Source organism: Sulfurovum zhangzhouensis, assembly GCF_030347965.1.
GTDB classification, from domain to species: Bacteria; Campylobacterota; Campylobacteria; order Campylobacterales; family Sulfurovaceae; genus Sulfurovum; species Sulfurovum zhangzhouensis.
In genome coordinates this window covers 438,833-458,449 of the sequence record NZ_JAQIBD010000001.1, presented here as the reverse complement: position 1 = coordinate 458,449, position 19,617 = coordinate 438,833, and the positions used below count along the sequence as shown (strand labels likewise).

Genomic DNA, 19,617 nt, shown 5'->3' with positions numbered 1-19,617 from the left:
ATGATAATCATAGAAAAAAGAATGTTCAAAATCGTATAAATCTGACACTCAGCCATAACCAAGATTATGTTAAAATCATGTCAAATTTATAACGATTACATAAGAAAAGGCTAGCAATGGCAAAAAGAGAGATAAAAAAAGCTGTTTTGGCATATAGTGGTGGACTGGATACGAGTATTATCCTTAAGTGGCTTCAAGATGAGTATAACTGTGAAGTAGTGACATTTACTGCTGACCTTGGACAAGGTGAGGAAGTAGAGCCTGCTCGTCAAAAAGCAATTGCACTTGGTATCAAACCGGAAAACATTTTCATTCTTGACCTTCGTGAAGAGTTTGTAAAAGATTTTGTATTCCCGATGTTCAGAGCAAATGCAATCTATGAAGGTGAGTACCTTCTTGGTACATCGATCGCTAGACCGCTTATTGCAAAAAAACAGATCGAGATCGCTAACCAGACAGGTGCGGATGCTGTATCTCACGGTGCAACCGGTAAAGGGAATGACCAGGTACGTTTTGAGCTTGGTTATCTAAGCCTTAACCCGGATATCGCTGTGATCGCACCATGGAGAGAGTGGGATCTTAATTCACGTGAGAAGCTTCTTGCTTATGCAAAAGAAAATGGTATCGAGATCTCTAAAAAACACGTGGATGAGCATGGTAATCCTAAAGCAAGTCCATACTCTATGGATGCAAACTTGCTTCATATCTCATATGAAGGGCTTCACCTTGAAAATCCTGCAGCTGAGCCTGAAGATGATATGTGGCTGTGGACAAACTCTCCTGAAGAGGCTCCGGATGAGGCAGAGTATATCACGATCACTTATAAAAAAGGTGACCCCGTAGCAATCAACGGTGAAGAGATGAGCCCGGCTACACTCCTTAAAACACTTAATGATTATGGTAATAAGCATGGTATCGGACGTATCGATATCGTAGAGAACCGTTATGTAGGTATGAAAGCACGTGGATGTTATGAGACTCCAGGTGGTACGATCATGCTTAAAGCACACAGAGCAATCGAATCTATCACACTGGATAGAGAAGAAGCACACCTTAAAGATGAGCTTATGCCAAAATATGCAAAACTGATCTATAATGGCTACTGGTGGTCACCAGAGCGTAAGATGATGCAAGCAGCAATCGATACAACTCAAGAGAGAGTAAACGGTGAAGTAAAACTCAAGCTTTACAAAGGTAATGTGATCGTAGTAGGTAGAAGTTCAACTGAGTCACTCTATTCAGAAGCGCACTCGACATTTGAAGAGGATGAAGTATATAACCAAGCAGATGCAGAAGGCTTTATCCGTCTGAATGCACTTCGTTTTATTATCGAAGGTAAAAAACAGCCAGAGCGTATTGCGTCTTTGATCGCTGATAAAACAGAGAACTAGAAATAGTTCTCTGCTCCCGCTTTTTATTTTCTTTTTTATTCATTTTTCCTTATTCATCCCATTTTACATTTGATACACATAAGTGTAGTATAATTTAAGAAATACAACTTAGGAGTATTACTATGAAAAAGCTTCTTTCCTTGATAGTGATTGGATTAAGTATGATAGTGGTGAGTGGTTGTGCAACACATGAGAAGTTTGTACAAAAGTATGATGGATGGGTAGGGAAGGATATCAATGCTTTGATTGCGAAGATAGGTTATCCGGATTCCACATTTTCATTGCCGAATCAGAATAAAGTCTATGTCTATGAACGATCAAGGGTCGATACTATACCCTCAGGTCCTATTATTGGTTATGGTTATTACGGGTACGGAGTAGTAGGCTATAACTACCAGACAGTTACTTCAACATGTAAACTCTTTTTAGAAACAAATAAGAAGGGAATGATTGTGAAGTGGGGTTATCGTGGTAAATGTTTGAGTAATTAAAGAAGAGATAGCGAGCCGGTTGGTTGGCTGACTCTTGCTTTATTCCGGTCTTAAAAGCTCTTTCATGACCTCTAACACTCTATGAGGTGAGAACTTTAACAGCCTTTCTCTATAGAAGAAATGGGGAATCCATTCAAGTAGTATATAAAGCATGAACATCATTGGATAGAAAGCATAGTATTCATTTCTAAAGCTTTTAAAGGTATACCGTTCTTCAAACCATTTTTGGGCACTGACCACGCCGTTGTAAAAAAGCAGTACTTCCATCGCAAAGATCGCACCCCAAAAAATGTAGGTCATCCCAACCACAAGCAGTGTACCTTCTATCCCAAATATGACCAATACAATACTTGCAAAGAGTGTTAAAAAAAGTGCAAATGATTTGAATCCAATTGCTGAGAAGATCACAAGAACGGAAAAGATAAAAAGAAGTGAACCTGCAATGAAAAAGAGTTCAAGAAAGGTTCTCTGTTCTTCAAACGTAGCGCTAAAGTATGCCCCTGCTGCCAGTAAAAGAAAGATAGCTATGATAGTAAGAAAAAGAGAACTGTACTCTTTCATTGTCACTCCTTATGCAATTTCATAGAGTTTTATCAGACTTTGCACATCTGCTTTTCGTCCAAGCCACTCTTCATAGAGTTCAGACATCTCTATCGCACCACCGCTTGCAAGAATATACTCTTTATAACCTTTTGCACGTTCCTTGTTAAATCCAGATTCATTATCCAAACAAGAGAAAAAAGCATCCGCACTGAGTACTTCAGCCCATTTATAACTATAGTACCCTGCTGCATAACCACCTGCAAAGATATGTGAAAATCCATGTTGAAATTTGTTATAACTCGGTGGCTTGAGTAAAGAAGTTTTTTCTCTAATACCATCTAGTAATGTCTGTACTTCTTCACCTTGATAAAGGTCTTGATGCAGAACAAAATCAAACAAAGAAAATTCCACTTGACGCAAGATACCAAGGGCTGCTTGAAAGTTTTTGGTCTCTTTTATTTTTGCCATCAGCTCATCTGAGATAGGCTCACCAGTTTCATAATGAAAACCAAAACGTTTGAGTATCGCTGCTTCATATGCAAAGTTCTCTAAAAACTGTGAAGGGAACTCCACAACATCCCATGCCACACCGTTAATACCTGAGACTGAACGCTCTTTACATTTTCCAAATAGGTGATGGATAGCATGTCCCATTTCATGAAAGAGTGTCACCACATCATCATGTCTAAGTAAAGAAGGTATATTTTGGGTTGTAGGTGAAAAATTACACACGATGAAAGCTGAAGGAAGGTGTGTTTCTCCTTTGCTGTCCACATAGTGTGTCTCCCAGTCATTCATCCATGCCCCCCCGCGTTTTTCTTTACGTGCTTCAAGATCAAAGTAGATACGTCCGGAGAGTTTTCCATCTTCAAAGATGTCAAAAGGTTTTACACATGTGTGCCAGGTCGGTATGTCTGCAGGTTCAAATGTTACACCAAAAAGTTCTGAAACAATGTACAATAATCCCTGCAAAACCTTCTCTTGTTCAAAGTAAGGTTTGGTCATTGTATCATCAAAGTCAAACTTTTCTTTTTTCAGTTTTTCTGAATAATAGCCTACATCATATCCTGCTAAGTCTTCTATATCATCTGTTTTAAGTGCGAATGCTTTAAGTTCAGTCAGTTCATTTTTGGCTTGAGGCAAGGCAGCGTCCGCCAATTCATTTAAGAATGTGATGACATCATCTTCATGACTTGCATCACGTGTCTCTAGTGCATACTGGGCGTAAGAGCTAAAGCCCAGCAGCTGTGATTTTTCATATTTAAGTGCTAGGATTTGGTCTATTACTTCTTCATTTTCGGGTGCACGGGTCGCATAGGCTTTAGAGAGTTCTTTTCTATATTCACGATTAGGTCCGTACGTCATGTAGGCCACATAACTGGGAAATTGAAGTGTAAATTTATAAACGGTCTTTCCATCAATTTCCTCTTTAGCTGCATCGATGTCAGACTGAGGCATACCCTCAACATCTTTTTCATCTTCGATGATCAGTTCATAGGCATTGGTTGCATCAAGAAGATTTTGTGAAAACTGGTTAGAGAGTTCAGAGAGTTTGAGACTGATCTCTTCGAGGCGTTTTTTCTTATCTTCGGGAAGATTAACTCCAGAAAGTATAAAACCTCTCACTTCATGTTCTAGAACTTTTTTCGCTTCTTTGGAATCAGCCTTGATAGCCTCTATCTTTTTAAACAGGGCGATATTTTGTGCCATTTCAGAACTGAACTTTGAAAGTAGGGGAAGAGATGCCTCATAGGCTTTTTGTGTCTCTTCAGAGTTCATTACACTGTTGAGGTGTGAGAGTGGGGTAAAGAAAAGACTAAGCTCTTCATCCAGATCCTGGAGAGGTTTAAGTACATCAGCGTAGTCCACTGCATTCGAGTCTGTGATAGACTTGATCTCTTTTCTCTGTCTATTTAAAAGAGCTTCTAAATCTTTTGAAAAGTGTTCTAAGTTATCTAGTTTAAATTCTTGAAACATATGCTGTCCTGATATATCGGTTTTATGGCATTTTACTATGTGTTAGTAAAACTTTGATAAAATATATGCAATTTTAAGACTTAATAGGAATTATAGAATGAAAGTATTATTGATCAAAGATGTAAAATCACTTGGAAGTGCAGGTGAAATAAAAGAAGTAAAAGATGGATATGGTCAGAACTTTCTCATTGGGAAGGGATTGGCAAAGCTTGCAACTCCTACAGTTGTAGAGGAGTGGAAGGAAGAACAGGCACGTATGGCACAAGAGCTAGCTGATGAAATAGCTAGACTTGAAGCAGAGAAGATCACGCTGGAAGCTACTGCGATCAAGATCGAAAAAGAGTCTGCACCTGTTGGGATAAAAGGATCTATAGGTAATGCTGATATCTCGAAAGCGATTTTGGAACAGCTCAACATTGAGCTAGATAAAAAGAATATCAACTTGAAAAAAGCGATCAAGTCTACAGGTATCCATAATGTTGATGCAAAGTTGGGACATGGTATTCACGCGACACTTAAAGTAGAAATAGTAGGGGTATAAATGTTTGATGCAACTACGATACTGGGGTATAAGGGTGATGGTAAAGCGGTTATCGGCGGTGATGGACAGGTTACATTTGGAGATACCGTACTCAAAGGAAATGCAACTAAGATACGTACACTTTATAATGGAAGTATCTTAGCCGGTTTTGCAGGAAGTACTGCGGATGCTTTTAACCTATTTGATATGTTTGAATCCAAACTTGCAGAATACAAAGGGGATCTGTTCAAATCTGTCATAGGGTTTTCAAAGATGTGGCGTAAAGATAAACATCTCCGTCAGCTTGAAGCGATGATGATCGTACTCAATAAAGAGCATATCTTTATACTCACCGGAAACGGTGATGTTGTTGAACCACAGGACGGAAAGATAGCTGCGATCGGATCGGGAGGAAACTATGCGATCTCTGCAGCGAGAGCATTGGATAAACATGCCGGGCTTGATCCCAGAACACTTGTAGAAGAGTCTTTACAGATTGCCGGTGAACTCTGTATCTATACTAATACCAATATTAAAATCTTAGAACTATAAGGAAGAGATTAGTGGATAATTTGACACCTAAAGAGATTGTAGCTTATCTTGATAAGTATGTAATTGGTCAAAAGGATGCAAAAAAAACTATTGCGGTCGCACTTCGAAACCGTTATAGACGTATGCAACTAGATGAAGATATGCAGCATGATGTTGTTCCCAAGAATATTTTGATGATAGGAAGTACAGGAGTAGGTAAGACCGAGATTGCCAGACGTTTGGCAAAAATGATGAACCTACCGTTTATAAAGGTAGAAGCAAGTAAATATACTGAAGTCGGTTTTGTAGGACGTGATGTAGAATCTATGGTACGTGATCTTGCTACAACATCACTCTCTCTTGTTAGAGCAGAGGAGAATGAGAAGAACAAGGAAAAGATCGCTATTTATGTAGAAAATAAGATCATCGAAAAACTTCTACCTCCACTTCCTGCCGGAGCGAGTGAGCAGAAAAAGGCTGACTATGAGCATGCTTTTGCCAAGATGCAGGAGAAGTTTGAAAAAGGTGAACTAGATAATCTGATGGTGAAAGTGGAGGTACCAGATCATCCAATGCTTTCAGATGATGGTCTTCCACCTCAAATGATCCAAGTACAAGAGTCTATTGTCAAAGTACTTGGTGCATACGGAAAGAAAGGTACCGAGAAAGAGCTGTCAGTGAAAGATGCGAAGAAGATCCTGGAAACTGAGGCAAGTCAGGAACTGCTCGATGAAGAGCAGTTAAAGACTTTGGCATTAGAAAAGGTAGAAAAGGGCGGTATCATTTTTCTTGATGAAATCGATAAGATTGCTGTTTCGTCTTCTGCTCAAAGTAGACAAGACCCGAGTAAAGAGGGTGTACAAAGAGACTTGTTGCCTATTGTTGAAGGTTCAACAGTACAGACTAAGCTAGGAATGGTCAAGACTGATCATATCCTTTTTATTGCTGCAGGTGCATTCCACTTAAGCAAACCAAGTGATCTTATCCCTGAGCTTCAGGGAAGATTTCCATTGAGAGTAGAGCTGAACAGTTTAGATGAGGAGACGCTTTATCGTATTCTTACTGAACCGAAACATTCTCTAATCAAGCAATATCAGGCACTGATGAAAGTAGAAGGTGTGACACTTACATTTGAAGAAGAAGCGCTTAGAGCCATAGCTCATTATTCATTGACTGCCAATGAAAAAACTGAAGATATCGGTGCAAGACGTCTTCACACGGTAGTAGAGAAAGTTCTTGAGGAGATCAGTTTTAGTGCCGATGAATATACCGGACAGGAAATTTCAGTAAGCAAAACGTTGATTGATGAGAAGATCGGAAGCGTAGTAGAAGATGAAGATGCTACACGTTATATATTATAAACATAGTGTGAACAATTAGTCACCTGAAGGATAAATGATGTCTAAAGAGATAAAGACAAAAGCAGGTTTTGTAGCGGTAGTAGGACGTCCCAATGCTGGGAAGAGTACTTTATTGAATCATATCGTAGGCGAAAAACTTGCTATGGTCTCAAAAAAAGCTCAAGCAACGCGTAAGCGTATGAATATTATTGAGATGCATAAAGGTGCACAGATCATATTTGTCGATACACCGGGTATCCATAAAAAAGAGAAACTACTGAATGAGTTTATGCTTGATGAAGCTCTAAAAGCAATAGGGGATGCAGATCTTATTTTGTTCCTTGCCCCTGTTACTGATAAATTGGATGAGTATGAGAAGTTTTTACGGTTAAGTGAGGCAAAAGGTAGCAAACATATTATTGTATTGACAAAGATTGATCATGCAAAACAGGGAGATATACTTAATAAACTTGCTCAGTATCAGAAGTATCAAGATCACTTTGAAGCGATCATACCGTTTTCCGTCAATAAAAAAGTAGGAAAAGAACAGCTGTTAGATGAGATTGTCAAATATCTGCCTGAATCTCCATATCTTTATGATCCTGAACTTCTTACTACGGATAATATACGCGATATATATAAAGAGTTGATACGAGAATCGATTTTTGAAAATCTAAGTGATGAGATTCCTTATGAAAGTGATGTCGTTATCGAGAAGATTGATGAGAGTGACAATATGGACCGTGTTTACGCAACGATTATTGTAGAGAAGGATACTCAAAAAGGTATGATCGTGGGAAAACGAGGAGAAGGAATCAAACGTGTAGGCAAGTTAGCAAGAGAACTTCTTGAAGAGTTTGCACAGAAAAAAATATATCTGGATTTACATGTTGCCGTAAAAAAGGGATGGAGTAAAAACAAAAACGATTTAGAATCCTTAGGATATGTTTTTTAAGTTTTTATTAAAAAATATACGATTTTTAAGAAACTTCCAAACTTTATAAGATAAGTTTAATATTAAGACATATATAATTGGTCAATATACAAGGAAGTTTAAAATGTTTTTGAAAAAAAGTTCGTCACAATCGGCTGTAAAAAATATTGTTACTTTGAATGCTTATGCCGGAAAATATTATCAATTTAAAGATAATACTTTTCAGCCTTTTAAGAAACTTACTTATAATACTTCAAACTTTATTGCTTCTTATGTCAGCAATAAAGATTTGATTACTACTACAGTTTATATTAGTCGTAGTATCCCCGAAGAAGACATCCCGGATATTATCGACATTAAAGCATATGAAGAGTTAGGGCTTGATCAAGCAAAAGACTATCTTATCTCATATACTGAGAGTAAGGAGTCTGGAGAAGAAAGAGAATTTCATATCTTTGTAGCTGAACCAGATACATTAGATATTAGTTTCCTATCTATTAAAGAAGAGACAAAATATATCGATCTTCTTGCTCCTGCACCACTGTTATATAAAGCACTTTATAAAAAAGAAATTTTAGATGATAACGGTACACAATGTTTTGTTTACTTTACCAAGTTTGATGCATTTGTTACCCTTTATCATAATGGAGAGTTCCTCTATTCTAAATCTATAGATTTCTCACTTGAGACAATTTATAATAAATATTGTGAATTAATTGGTGAACAAGTTGAAGAGAAAGAATTCTTTAATGTTTTAGAGCAAGAAGGTATGAAAACGACCAGAGAAGGTTATCAAGAAAACTTGATGAAGATCTTCGGCGAAGTTTTTATCACTATTAATGATATTATCATTTATGCTAAGAGAGCATTTGAACTAGATCGAATAGATCAAATGTTCATAGGTACAGCTTATGGACCAATTATTGGCTTGGATGATTATAGTCAAAATTATCTAGGATTACAATCTTCTGAGTTTAACTTCAATTACCATATTGAGTGTGAAGAATGGTATACAGACCAGCTTCAATTCCTTATGCTTTTGAGTGCATTTGATTACCTGGAAGATGAGACTTCAATTGTAAACTTGACAAGATATCCTCGTCCACCTTCTTTTGTTAACAGAGCGAGTGGGCAATTTATCATTAGTACATTTGCTGCTATTTCAGTAGGTCTGGCATATCCTTTAGTTTATCTTGTAGGCTCTTATATTAATGATGCAACGGTCTATGCACTAAATATTCAGAATGACAAAGTATCACAAGAGGCATCAAAATATAAAAAGATATTGGCAGAGAAGAAAGCGATCATTACTCAGCTAGATGATAAGATTGCTAAACTCTCAGCTACGTATCAAGCTAAAACAAAAACACTTACTTCTATTTATGATAAGAAAATTAATTATCGTCTGAAATCAGGTATTTTCCATACTTTGGCAGGAGAACTGGACAAGTATGATGTACACGTAGAAAAGATGAAAAGTGACAATGATGTTATATGGTTGTCATTGGTAAGTTCGGAGGATAGGAAGTTAACAGAATTAATTAAATATATATCTGATAATCATTTTCAGGAAATTAATCAGATAAATATCGAGTTAATTGAAAAAGACCCAGAGAGTAACTACTACAAAGGTCTTCTGAAGGTGGATTTAAAATGAAGTACATAGAAGATAAATTAGAAGCATTAGATGAGTATTTTGCTCCCAAAAAAGAGAGTGAAAAATGGTTGGTGATTCTAGGTGTAGCAGGTTTGATTGCTTATTTGGCATATGCTTTTTTACTTCCGGCTACAGAGGCAATGTATAAAAAGAGTGAAGCTACGAAAAAAAGTATTGAAAAGACTTTAACAGATAATAATACGTATCTTAACTCAATTACTGTGGGCGGTGATCGTAATTTTTATGTGAAAAAATATGATAATGATATTAAACAGAAAAATGAAGAGATTGTAAAGATTACTTCTAACATCAAGTTTATCGATAACAGTCTCAATAAACTTTCAGATATGCTTTTCAATCAAAGAAGCTGGTCAAAATTTCTCAATTCTATCACAGATAGGGCAGAAGTTCAAAATGTTGAATTAGAATATATTACCAATAAATATGTAGATAACAACGGTAGCTTTGGTCATGTATTGGAGATTTCTGTAGGATGTAAAGGTGACTATAGAAGTATTGTTAAGTTTATGAATGAGATAGAACAGAACGTACTAGTTACTGATATTTACGGCAGTCAATTGTCTTTAGACAATAATTCATCTGATATTTTAGCAGATATCAATATTTCTGTATGGGGGATCAATCACTAATGAAAAAGATAGCGATAAGTTTTACAGTGTTAAGTTTATTTGCATGTGCTGATCTATCTATCCCTCAAATAGAGAAGATGGTTGCTCAAATACATGAGAAAAGGGAAGGTGTAAAGCTAGAAACTCTAGATCAAACCAAAGAACCTTTTGTCAGATCACAAGAAGGTGAGGATAAACTGGTAACATTTATCATCCCAGAAAAAAAAGAAGATGCAAAGCTCATTTTACACGCAATAGTTAATGGGAAAGCATATATAAATGACCAGTGGGTTGGTATTGAGGAGAAGGTAATGGGGTATACACTCAAGTATATTGGTAAAAGAGGTGTAGTACTACGCAATGAAAATAATATTAAGAAATTGTTTCTATCTGAAGGCGGAAATGATTTTATTCAGATAGAAGAAAGGAAGTAAGATGAGAAAGATAGAGAAAGTAAGGACCAAACTTTTTTTAATTGCAGCATTCATATTTGGTTTTGGTATGAATAATGCTTTAGCAGAAGAAGGATGTTCTTCAAAACTGTTTTCAGTGACGATAGATAGTCAACTGACTATTAGTGATGTAGTAGAAAATCTTGCTGACACATGTGGTTTAACTGTGATCGTGAATGATGATGCTGCAAAAATGAGAATGAATAAAAAGCTTTATTATGTAAAACTTAAAAATAGTACATTAAAAGGTTTTTTAAATACAATCTTAAAAGATAATGATCTTCACTATTCTCTTGTAGGTAATAAACTCAAAATTTCTTATTTGATTACTAAAACTTTTAGAATTCACTATATTTCAGGGCAGAGAAAAGGAATTAGTACAGCAAACGTAACAATTGCCAATCCACAAAGCACTGCGGCAGCTGGTACTGGGGGAACTAGTCAAGGTTCAACTAGTGGTGGGTCAAATGATTCAAGAACTGGAATCTCTATTGAAAGTAACGATGAATTTATGTTCTGGCAAAATGTCGAAAAAGAAGTACAACGTATACTTATAGGTGCATCTGACGGAAGTACTCACTATACTAAAGATGGTGATACATGGGTTGGTCCTGATGGAAAAGTATGGGAATATAACCCAGTTGCACCGATTGTAAATCCAGATGCAGGGATGATTACTGTTACAGGTACTCAAAAACAGATAGATAGAGTTTCACGTTATGTGAAAACATTAAGCGATCAATTAAAATCTCAAGTTTTAATTGATGTAAGAATACTCTCTGTTACATTTGATGACAGTACAACTTCAGGAGTAGATTGGAGCCAACTTTTCACGTTGCAAAATGTGACAGTGAATAGGTTGCTCTTTAATCAGAATAATATTTCCTCAATTGAATATGATGTGACAGACGGGATAACAGATTTTTCATATGCAGATGGTGTAACTCCACAAAATGCAAATGCACTCATTTTAACTGGTAAGACAGATGTAAGTGAAGTTGTAAAATTCCTAGGTACACAAGGTGATGTTAAAGCTATTTCTAGTCCTAGAGTCATGACTTTGAATAATCAACCTGCATTGATCTCAGTTGGACAAGAGATTTTCTATAAGATTAAATCAAGTAGTACAGCAAGTTCAGGTGGAGGGGCAGTAGCAGCAGAAGGTGAAATCGTTGATTCCGTATTTGCAGGTATACTACTTGATATAACACCTGAGATTTCTTCTAATGGAATGATCACGCTTAAAATTAATCCGTCAGTCACAGATACTGTAAAAAATGTTGCTGCAGAGTCTGGTGTACGTGCGATCCCACCTGATTTGGTAAGAAGACAGATTGCATCAGTAATTACAGTGAAAAATGATCAGCATGCTGTATTAGGTGGATTGATCACTTCAAAAACTGGTTACAATACTAATAAAGTTCCGCTATTGGGTGATCTGCCATTGCTAGAGCATGCATTCAAATATGAGGAAAAAATCAATAAAGTTGAAGAACTTGTCTTGATAATCACTCCGCATATTGTGAAGAATAGCAAAGATGTCTCATTAAAAGACCTTGGTTATACAAAATTGAATGAAAAGTAGATATGAGGTTGCAAAAAATGTATTCATCGACTCAATAGATGTCGATGACTACATTGATCTAAGTACTTCAGTGTCAGCATTTAAACAGCTTGAGCATAGCATTGAAAAGCCGTTAAAAATGATTTTACTTTTTGGTAAGCCTGGTACTGGGAAAAGTATACTTCTTAATCGAATAGCATTGAAGCTGCAAGATGAGAAAGAAATTCACTATTTTGAAACTCCTTCAATAAATGAAAAGGAATTCTTTCATAAGTTGTTTAAAGCGCTTACAAAAGAAGATCTACCAGCTAATACAGATATTAATTTTTCATCTTTAGTAAATTATTGTAAAGGCTTACGTGGTCAAAGAGAAATAATCATATTGTTGGATGAAGCACAAATGTATGGCCCTGAAATGATGGAAAAGATTAGATTACTTTCTGATACAAGATCTGTTAAATTCATTGTTTCACTACATAAAACTGAAGATGAAGATCTTATAGCTAAAGAGCATTTTCAATCTAGAATTTGGGAAGTGATTGAATTAAAGAACGCTACTTTAGAAGATCAAATATCGTATGTTCATAAGAAACTTCTTAAAAAAAATTTGTTTGAAGTAGCTAATAGTATTAAAGAAAAAGAGATGAAATTAATACATTCATTTACTAATGGAAATTTTAGAGAATGTAATAAGTTATTTTTTACTATATTTGAGATTTGTGAATATTATGATACCCATGAACCTTCAAAGGTCCAATATGAGAGAGTTTCTAAAAAAATCATTGAAATGGCTGCGTTAAAACTAGGATATATACATGTATGATATTGATAAATTAGAGAAAGAATGGTCTGTCTATAATAAAAAAAGAAAACGGCCATTTTATATTTCACTTATTTTTTTCGCTCTTTTTGTTATATCAATATCATTTGTTTATTTCAATGAATCTTTGAATAATAAAGTGAAAGAAATGTTCAATACCATGCCAAAGATTCAAATAAGCAGTGAGACAAATAATGTACCCTCATCAGAATCCAATATTTCAATAGTAAAAGAACAAGAAAAATTAGAAAAACTTGAAAAAACAGTTAGTCCTGTTATGATAACTAAAACAGCTCCCGAAATTATTGTAAGTGAAGAGCCAAAACCATACGACCGTGCTTCTAATGAACCCGTTTTAGAAGATGTAGAATCTTTAAATAACACAAATAAAGCAAATATTTTTTCTCAGGAAGAAGAAGCTTCAAGTAAAAAAATGCATTTGGATATATTAGAGACATCAAGTGTTACTGCTTATAAGGATGTAGAACAACGTTTTTATCAAACACATGATACGGATGATTCTTTATTTTTAGCAAGAAGCTATTTTAATAGGGGAGAATATAAAAAAGCTGAATATTGGGCACTCCAAACAAATAAAATTGACGATACTCTTGAAGAGAGTTGGCTATTGTTCGCAGAATCAAAAGCAAAACTGGGACAGCGACAAGATGCCATAAAAGTATTACAATCTTATATTAGAAGGTCGAATTCATTACAAGCAAAAAGGTTATTAGAACAAATTAAATAATGAATTATGCAATTTTGTTCCGAAACTATTATGGTATACTAATTGAGTTAGTAGGAGGATGTTAAATGGTTAAATTAATTGAGATGATGTTGAGTGAGAATCTCATTACAAAAGATGCTATTTCAGCATTAGTGAGAAAACGTCCACCTTTAAAAATTTCTTTTGCAAACCTTATTAATGAAGGAATGATAGATCTAGAAACTGTAGAGCAGTTTCTCGTAAAGAAAATACGGCAAGGGACTATTAATTTATCACATCTGGAAAAAATCGAAGGGATAGATATAGTTCCTGTTATTAAGGAGGTTGCAAAATCTCTGAATGTCGGATATGTAGATTTGGATGAAGCAGAAATTGATATGAAGCTTTTTTCCAAGCTTCCATATAAACAACTAATAAAATATAATATTATTCCATTAGAAGAGACAGATCTAAATGTTCATATTGTTTTTGATGATCCATTGGATATGGCTGCTCAGGATGCTATACAAAGACTTTTTCCTAAGAAACCGATAAAAATTGCCATTACAAACCCAAAACAGATTCATCAGCATTTACAAAGGTTGGAAATTAATGAGAGTATTAAAGGTCTAGTAAATGATATCAGAAAAGATCTTGCTCAAGAGAGTGAAACAGAAGAAGGAGAAAACCCTGCTGTCTTAAAATTGATTGATGTAATCTTGAAAAACTCTATTTATGCCGGCGCGAGTGATATTCATATAGAAGCACTGGAAAAAAGTTGTATCGTTAGGGATCGTATCGATGGGATGTTAAGACAAAGCTTTACCTTTGACAAGGATATCTTTAATCCACTTTCTTCGCGTATGAAGTTACTGTCTAATTTGGATATTGCAGAGAAGAGAAAACCTCAAGATGGTAGATTTTCTGCTACAGTTGCACAAAAGGCATTCGATTTCAGGGTATCAACACTTCCAACAATCGATGGAGAATCAATTGTATTAAGGATTTTGGATAAATCAAAAGCAATGATCAAACTCGAAGATGCAGGTATGAGCAAACTTTGTTTTGATAGATTTTCTGAAGCTATCAAAGCCCCATACGGCATTGTACTTGTTACAGGACCTACGGGTTCGGGGAAGACTACTACACTTTATGGTGCATTGAACGCTATTAAAGACGTTAAAGATAAGATCATTACGGTTGAGGACCCTGTTGAGTATCAAATGGCAGGTCTTCAACAAGTCTTAGTTAGACCAAATGTAGGATTAACGTTCGCTTCTGCATTAAAATCAATTTTAAGACAGGATCCTGATAAAATCATGATCGGTGAGATTAGGGACCAAGAGACGCTTCGTATCGCTATTCAGGCAGCACTAACTGGTCACCTGGTACTTTCTACACTGCATACCAATGATGCTATTTCAGCGGTCACAAGAATTTTGGATATGGGTATTGAAGAGTATCTTGTAAGTGGTGCATTGGTTGCTATACAGGCACAAAGACTCGTTCGTAAAGTTTGTTCACATTGTAAGGTCGAGGCTACGCTTCCCGCTCATTTATTAGAAGGAATTAAAGAGTATTTACCTGAAAACCCTGTTTTTTACAAAGGGGAAGGGTGTAAAGAGTGTGGACAAAGTGGTTATGCAGGACGTGAAATGATCTCTGAAGTTCTGATTGTAACCAATAAATTACAAAGAATGATTGCATCAAATGCATCTAAAGAAGAGTTAACGAAACAAGCCATAGAAGAAGGGTTTGTAAATATGTTTGAAGATGGTGTGGGGAAAGCCCTCTTAGGGAGAACCACAATTGATGAAATCTATAGAGTAGCGAGGCTGTGATGAATTATTTTAATGTTACGATAATGGAAAAAGGTAAAAAACGTAAAGAGCTTATGAAAGGTAAAAATAAAATGGCTGCGATACAGTCTGCTAAACAGAAGTATCCGTTCGCTGTAATTATGAGGGCAGAACAGACTGCTGCTCCTCTTGAAGATACAATAAGCTCACTGATGTCAAATGTTACCAAATCTTTTAAGAAAAAGATTCCGATTAACGATAAGATATCAACTCTCAGACAGATCGCGGTTATGACAGATGCCGGTATCGCGATTAATGATACATTGCAAGATGTAGCTGCTAATACAGAGAATAAAGCACTTAAAGAGATATATACTACTATGAGTAATGATATCAATGCTGGTAGCAGCTTGACTGATTCGATGGACAGATTTAAAAATGAGTTTGGTCATGTAGCATTGGCAATGACTCAATTAGGTGAACGCACCGGTAATATTTCTCAGTCTTATCATAAACTTGCAGATATTTTGGAAAACATCAGAGATAACACTGCTAAATTTAAAAAAGCAATCCGTACACCTTTGATCACTCTTGCTGCTATGGCCATTGCATTTACTATTTTGATCATGGTTGTTGTTCCCAAGTTTAAAGATATTTTTGACAGATTTGAGACAGAGCTACCTGTCCCGACTCAAATCTTGCTTTTCCTTGAATATGCATTTTCTAATTACGGTCCTTACATACTCATAGGGCTCACAGCAATTGTATATGTAGGAATTTACTTCTATAAAAACCATAAAGGCTTCAAGTTACAAGTTGATACGATCATGATTCATCCTAAGTTTTATTTGATCAATAAAGCAATTTTCCTATCTACTATGCATAAGTATAACTTGGTATTTGGGGAGTTGGTAAAGTCAGGTATCCCAATCAATGAAGCACTTGAAACTGCAGTAGGTATGGTTGATAACTTAGCAATTAAACAACAACTTTTAAGTGTGAATTCAAATATTGGTAAAGGTATGAACTTAGCCGAAGCTTTTGATGTGACAGGATTATATGAAAATATGTTGCTACAGATGATAAAAGCAGGTGAAGCCGGTGGTCAGCTTGATGCAATGTTAGATAAAGTAACGAATTATTATGATATGCGTTTTCAGGATTTGATTGATAACTTGGCGGCTTACGTAGAACCGATTATGCTCTTTTTTATTGCGGGATTAGTACTTCTAATGGCGCTTGGTATCTTTATGCCTATGTGGGATCTTGGTAAAGCAGTTCACTAACATTCTAAATCCGATTGCCTTTTCTTTTTTGAAAAGGCAATTTAGAGCCTATGATGTTTAATAGCCCTTTCTAAATCTTCTGGTGTATCTATACCAAAACTTTCCGTTTTTACTTCTATCATCGCTACTTTATACCCATGATATAGCGCTCTAAGCTGTTCAAGTTTCTCTATATGCTCTAGTGAAGAGTCTTTAAGATTACAAAATGTTTTTAACGAATACATGGTAAAACCATAGATTCCTAAATGTCCTTTGTACTCATCAAAATGATGGTCTCTAGGATAAGGAATCTTTGCCCGTGAGAAGTAAAGAGCAATATCATCGGTGTCTGTCACCACTTTGACAATATTTGGATCATCTGCCTCAGGATTTGTGATTTTTTTATAACAAGAGTTCATCATGATCTCTTCATTATCTCTATTCTTTCTTGTAAGATTAAATATCGCTCGAACAACATCTGTCTCAATGAATGGTTCATCCCCTTGAACATTGATGATGATCTCATTTTCACTCAATCCAAGTTTAACAGCTGCTTCATAAATACGGTCTGTACCGCTTTGATGCTCTTGGGAAGTCATAATTGCTTTGATATCGTGTTCTCTAGCTATATCGATGACTTCCTGTGAGTCTGTAGCAATACAGACATCATCGATATCTTGTACAGCCTTTGCTGTACGTATTACCATGGGTACACCACCGATATCAGCTAACACTTTATTGGGGAAGCGGCTTGAACCGATACGTGCAGGAATAATGATCATAGTTTACCTTTATTTGATAGTCTTAAAGTAATTTTACACTCTCTATGTTAAAATACACCACATGAACAAGGACAGTGATATGAAACAAGCGCTATTTCTTCTTAATATGGGTGGGCCTAACAACTTAGATGAAGTGAAGCTCTTTTTATATAATATGTTCAGCGATAAAAATATCATACCCAATCCGCTCATACGTCCTCTTGTTCGAACGATTATTATTAAGAAAAGGCTGAATGAAGCCAAGGAAACCTATGCAGAGCTTGGAGGTAAGTCACCACTTTATGACTTAACTATGCAACTGATAGATAAGTTAAGTTCCAAGCTTACTATGCCTATCTATCCTGTGATGCGTTATGTTCCTCCTTTTGCCTTGTCAGCACTTCAAGAGTGTAAGGAAAATGGTATTGAAGAAATATTATTATTTCCACTCTATCCGCAGTACTCAACGACTACAACACTTTCATCCTATGAAGATCTTATTCAAGCATGTGAAGTGCTAGACTATCATCCTCAAATAACGTTTATAAAAGAGCGTTATTATGATGACTTTGACTATATAAAAGCGAGCGCTGAGAAAATCAAAGAGGCACTAGAAGATAAAGAGAGTAAAGAGTATGATCTGATACTCTCAGCTCATGGATTACCTGTGAGTATTATTAAAGCCGGTGATCCTTATCAAAGAGAGGTAGAGGCCAATGTAAGTGCACTTAAGACCTATTTGATGACTGAAGGTATTTTCTTTAATAATATAAAGCTTGTTTATCAATCTAAAGTAGGACCACAACAGTGGTTGCAACCTGCACTAGTAGATACGTTGCGTAACCCACGTAATAGAAAAATAATTATCTATCCGTTAGCCTTTACTATTGATAATTCTGAGACACTTTTTGAACTTGATATTGAAGCACGCGAAATTGCAGAGAAGATCAAATATGAGGACTTTATCGTAGCGAAGTGTATGAATGATAGTGATGCATTTGTTGATTTGATAGTAAAGAGTGTAGAAGAGTATAATGCAGACACTGCAAAGTAGCGCAGAATCTCTTACAGAGGTTAACAAGTCCAAATTTATTACCTATCTTGTCCCAATAAGAGAATTTGATGGACTTCAAGACAGGCTAAAATCTGAAAATCCAAAAGCCAATCATGTTGTCTATGCATTACGCTATCTCAATGAATATGACCAGGTAGTAGAAAACAGCAGTGATGATGGAGAACCCAAAGGATGCGCTGGAGTACCTGCACTTAATGTCCTTCGCGGTGAAGAGTTGATTAACTGTGCAGTCCTTATCGTAAGATACTTTGGCGGGATAAAACTTGGGACTGGAGGAATGGCTAGGGCCTATTCGCAGGCCGTAAAAGATGTACTTGATATATCAGAGTTAATACCTTATCAGAAACAAGTTGCTTACAGTTTTGAGACAAGTTACAGTGATGTTGATAAAACACATTATCGTTTGAAGCAGTTAGGTATTGATCATTACGATAGGGAGTTCGGTATAGAGAATGTTACATGGACTATAAAGAGTGATGAAGAGAAGATAGATCAATTTTTAAAGCTTGACTAATGTTGTAATAATCAGTAGGCAGTCAGATTATGTTGAACATCATATCTGACTATTGATTAACTTGTTAGGCATATTAATTTAGTGCTTTACGTATTATTTCCCAGTTATTTTGATAACTAGAAATATTTGGTATGTTGCTAAGTGAAACCTTATTCCATTCGTCGTTAGGGTCTTGTGCTTCCTGTATTATCTTTGTGGGTACTACATACATTTCTGGGTCTTTAATGCCGGTTTCGCCATTTGTACGCTGCTTGGCATATCCTCTATTTAGGAGAGCAATAACAACAAAGTCTGAATCAAAGTTCTTTATAATAAAATGACTAACACCTGTTTGATATCTACTCTTAACCTGTATGCGACAAGAATTATTACCTTCAGCATTAACAGCAATAAGGTCATAGCCAGGCATTTTAGAATACGTCTTATGTGCCTCAATACCATTCACAAGAAGCCAGCCTACTACTAGGAATTCAGCTCCTTCAGCTTCTAGTCGCGTGTCTCGCCTTTTTTTCATTTTTTATTGCCTAATTTTATTTACTAAAGGAATATGAGTCCTTACTTCCCTTTTTGAAGTATTCCCAGTATATCAAAAATTTTTAGTTATTTCAAAGTTTATAGTAGTTAAAGGATGTGTATGGTGAAGATAAA

Annotated in this window: 20 protein-coding genes; 16 read left to right on the top strand and 4 right to left on the bottom strand. The window is 35.9% G+C overall.

The features are described 5' to 3' along the window. The first annotated feature begins 116 nt into the window (after nt 1-116). Nucleotides 117-1,391, top strand: coding sequence for an argininosuccinate synthase (locus PGH07_RS02430; RefSeq protein WP_289412319.1), 1,275 nt, complete (start codon nt 117-119; stop codon nt 1,389-1,391). 122 nt (nt 1,392-1,513) lie between these two features. Further along, nucleotides 1,514-1,882, top strand: coding sequence for a hypothetical protein (locus tag PGH07_RS02425; RefSeq protein ID WP_289412318.1), 369 nt, complete (start codon nt 1,514-1,516; stop codon nt 1,880-1,882). 39 nt (nt 1,883-1,921) lie between these two features. Here PGH07_RS02425 and PGH07_RS02420 read toward each other — a convergent pair whose 3' ends face one another. Together PGH07_RS02420 and PGH07_RS02415 are read right to left on the bottom strand one after the other, a co-directional pair. Beyond that, nucleotides 1,922-2,443 carry a hypothetical protein gene (locus PGH07_RS02420; protein ID WP_289412316.1) on the bottom strand — a complete coding sequence of 174 codons (522 nt, stop codon included), beginning with the start codon at nt 2,441-2,443 and terminating at the stop codon, nt 1,922-1,924. A 9-nt stretch (nt 2,444-2,452) separates the two neighbouring features. Continuing rightward, on the bottom strand, nt 2,453-4,402 hold the full coding sequence (locus PGH07_RS02415; protein ID WP_289412315.1) for a M3 family metallopeptidase: 1,950 nt from the start codon (nt 4,400-4,402) through the stop codon (nt 2,453-2,455). Between the two features lie 97 nt (nt 4,403-4,499). Here PGH07_RS02415 and rplI point away from each other — a divergent pair, with 97 nt between their 5' ends. The 12 genes from rplI (at nt 4,500) to PGH07_RS02355 (ending at nt 16,640) form a co-directional block, all read left to right on the top strand. Then, on the top strand, nt 4,500-4,943 hold the full coding sequence (rplI, locus tag PGH07_RS02410; RefSeq protein WP_289412314.1) for a 50S ribosomal protein L9: 444 nt from the start codon (nt 4,500-4,502) through the stop codon (nt 4,941-4,943). Continuing rightward, a complete protein-coding gene (gene hslV / locus PGH07_RS02405) occupies nt 4,944-5,474 on the top strand; it encodes an ATP-dependent protease subunit HslV (protein ID WP_289412313.1) in 531 nt (176 codons plus the stop codon). Between the two features lie 11 nt (nt 5,475-5,485). After that, nucleotides 5,486-6,814 (top strand): ATP-dependent protease ATPase subunit HslU, encoded by a 1,329-nt coding sequence (gene hslU / locus PGH07_RS02400; protein ID WP_289412311.1) that lies wholly within the window; start codon nt 5,486-5,488, stop codon nt 6,812-6,814. 37 nt (nt 6,815-6,851) lie between these two features. Beyond that, nucleotides 6,852-7,748, top strand: a complete 897-nt coding sequence (gene era, locus PGH07_RS02395) for a GTPase Era (RefSeq protein WP_289412309.1) — start codon at nt 6,852-6,854, stop codon at nt 7,746-7,748. A 103-nt stretch (nt 7,749-7,851) separates the two neighbouring features. Beyond that, nucleotides 7,852-9,384 carry a hypothetical protein gene (locus PGH07_RS02390; protein WP_289412308.1) on the top strand — a complete coding sequence of 511 codons (1,533 nt, stop codon included), beginning with the start codon at nt 7,852-7,854 and terminating at the stop codon, nt 9,382-9,384. Beyond that, nucleotides 9,381-10,034, top strand: a complete 654-nt coding sequence (locus PGH07_RS02385) for a hypothetical protein (RefSeq protein WP_289412307.1) — start codon at nt 9,381-9,383, stop codon at nt 10,032-10,034. The genes PGH07_RS02390 and PGH07_RS02385 overlap by 4 nt, the downstream gene beginning before the upstream one ends. Further along, the gene (locus tag PGH07_RS02380; protein WP_289412305.1) at nt 10,034-10,447 is read left to right on the top strand and encodes a hypothetical protein; all 414 of its coding nucleotides are present in this window, start codon (nt 10,034-10,036) and stop codon (nt 10,445-10,447) included. Before PGH07_RS02385 ends, PGH07_RS02380 begins: the two co-directional genes overlap by 1 nt. Before the next feature lies 1 nt (nt 10,448). After that, nucleotides 10,449-12,050 carry a pilus (MSHA type) biogenesis protein MshL gene (locus PGH07_RS02375; protein ID WP_289412304.1) on the top strand — a complete coding sequence of 534 codons (1,602 nt, stop codon included), beginning with the start codon at nt 10,449-10,451 and terminating at the stop codon, nt 12,048-12,050. Between the two features lie 70 nt (nt 12,051-12,120). Then, nucleotides 12,121-12,852 (top strand): ATP-binding protein, encoded by a 732-nt coding sequence (locus PGH07_RS02370; RefSeq protein ID WP_289412303.1) that lies wholly within the window; start codon nt 12,121-12,123, stop codon nt 12,850-12,852. Beyond that, nucleotides 12,845-13,597, top strand: a complete 753-nt coding sequence (locus PGH07_RS02365) for a CDC27 family protein (RefSeq protein WP_289412302.1) — start codon at nt 12,845-12,847, stop codon at nt 13,595-13,597. Before PGH07_RS02370 ends, PGH07_RS02365 begins: the two co-directional genes overlap by 8 nt. 65 nt (nt 13,598-13,662) lie before the next feature. Beyond that, complete coding sequence (locus PGH07_RS02360) at nt 13,663-15,396, top strand: GspE/PulE family protein (protein ID WP_289412300.1); 1,734 nt, start codon at nt 13,663-13,665, stop codon at nt 15,394-15,396. Nucleotides 15,397-15,419: 23 nt separating this feature from the next. Then, nucleotides 15,420-16,640 (top strand): type II secretion system F family protein, encoded by a 1,221-nt coding sequence (locus tag PGH07_RS02355; protein WP_289412298.1) that lies wholly within the window; start codon nt 15,420-15,422, stop codon nt 16,638-16,640. Nucleotides 16,641-16,681: 41 nt separating this feature from the next. Here PGH07_RS02355 and kdsB read toward each other — a convergent pair whose 3' ends face one another. Continuing rightward, on the bottom strand, nt 16,682-17,401 hold the full coding sequence (kdsB, locus tag PGH07_RS02350) for a 3-deoxy-manno-octulosonate cytidylyltransferase (protein WP_289412297.1): 720 nt from the start codon (nt 17,399-17,401) through the stop codon (nt 16,682-16,684). A 79-nt stretch (nt 17,402-17,480) separates the two neighbouring features. Between kdsB and hemH the strand changes: the two genes are divergently transcribed. Continuing rightward, entirely contained in the window at nt 17,481-18,434 is a 954-nt protein-coding gene (hemH, locus tag PGH07_RS02345) for a ferrochelatase (RefSeq protein WP_289412295.1), read from the top strand. Beyond that, nucleotides 18,415-18,969, top strand: a complete 555-nt coding sequence (locus PGH07_RS02340) for an IMPACT family protein (RefSeq protein ID WP_289412293.1) — start codon at nt 18,415-18,417, stop codon at nt 18,967-18,969. Before hemH ends, PGH07_RS02340 begins: the two co-directional genes overlap by 20 nt. Nucleotides 18,970-19,042: 73 nt before the next feature. Here PGH07_RS02340 and PGH07_RS02335 read toward each other — a convergent pair whose 3' ends face one another. After that, nucleotides 19,043-19,483 carry a hypothetical protein gene (locus PGH07_RS02335; RefSeq protein WP_289412291.1) on the bottom strand — a complete coding sequence of 147 codons (441 nt, stop codon included), beginning with the start codon at nt 19,481-19,483 and terminating at the stop codon, nt 19,043-19,045. Nucleotides 19,484-19,617: the final 134 nt, after the last annotated feature.

What these genes read in the sequence shown, in the direction of transcription:
- PGH07_RS02430 (WP_289412319.1), top strand. Translation starts at nt 117, where the DNA reads ATGGCAAAAAGAGAGATAAAAAAAGCTGTTTTGGCATATAGTGGTGGA.
- PGH07_RS02425 (WP_289412318.1), top strand. Translation starts at nt 1,514, where the DNA reads ATGAAAAAGCTTCTTTCCTTGATAGTGATTGGATTAAGTATGATAGTG.
- PGH07_RS02420 (WP_289412316.1), bottom strand. Translation starts at nt 2,443, where the DNA reads ATGAAAGAGTACAGTTCTCTTTTTCTTACTATCATAGCTATCTTTCTT.
- PGH07_RS02415 (WP_289412315.1), bottom strand. Translation starts at nt 4,402, where the DNA reads ATGTTTCAAGAATTTAAACTAGATAACTTAGAACACTTTTCAAAAGAT.
- rplI (WP_289412314.1), top strand. Translation starts at nt 4,500, where the DNA reads ATGAAAGTATTATTGATCAAAGATGTAAAATCACTTGGAAGTGCAGGT.
- hslV (WP_289412313.1), top strand. Translation starts at nt 4,944, where the DNA reads ATGTTTGATGCAACTACGATACTGGGGTATAAGGGTGATGGTAAAGCG.
- era (WP_289412309.1), top strand. Translation starts at nt 6,852, where the DNA reads ATGTCTAAAGAGATAAAGACAAAAGCAGGTTTTGTAGCGGTAGTAGGA.
- PGH07_RS02390 (WP_289412308.1), top strand. Translation starts at nt 7,852, where the DNA reads ATGTTTTTGAAAAAAAGTTCGTCACAATCGGCTGTAAAAAATATTGTT.
- PGH07_RS02385 (WP_289412307.1), top strand. Translation starts at nt 9,381, where the DNA reads ATGAAGTACATAGAAGATAAATTAGAAGCATTAGATGAGTATTTTGCT.
- PGH07_RS02380 (WP_289412305.1), top strand. Translation starts at nt 10,034, where the DNA reads ATGAAAAAGATAGCGATAAGTTTTACAGTGTTAAGTTTATTTGCATGT.
- PGH07_RS02375 (WP_289412304.1), top strand. Translation starts at nt 10,449, where the DNA reads ATGAGAAAGATAGAGAAAGTAAGGACCAAACTTTTTTTAATTGCAGCA.
- PGH07_RS02365 (WP_289412302.1), top strand. Translation starts at nt 12,845, where the DNA reads ATGTATGATATTGATAAATTAGAGAAAGAATGGTCTGTCTATAATAAA.
- PGH07_RS02360 (WP_289412300.1), top strand. Translation starts at nt 13,663, where the DNA reads ATGGTTAAATTAATTGAGATGATGTTGAGTGAGAATCTCATTACAAAA.
- PGH07_RS02355 (WP_289412298.1), top strand. Translation starts at nt 15,420, where the DNA reads ATGGAAAAAGGTAAAAAACGTAAAGAGCTTATGAAAGGTAAAAATAAA.
- kdsB (WP_289412297.1), bottom strand. Translation starts at nt 17,401, where the DNA reads ATGATCATTATTCCTGCACGTATCGGTTCAAGCCGCTTCCCCAATAAA.
- hemH (WP_289412295.1), top strand. Translation starts at nt 17,481, where the DNA reads ATGAAACAAGCGCTATTTCTTCTTAATATGGGTGGGCCTAACAACTTA.
- PGH07_RS02340 (WP_289412293.1), top strand. Translation starts at nt 18,415, where the DNA reads ATGCAGACACTGCAAAGTAGCGCAGAATCTCTTACAGAGGTTAACAAG.
- PGH07_RS02335 (WP_289412291.1), bottom strand. Translation starts at nt 19,483, where the DNA reads ATGAAAAAAAGGCGAGACACGCGACTAGAAGCTGAAGGAGCTGAATTC.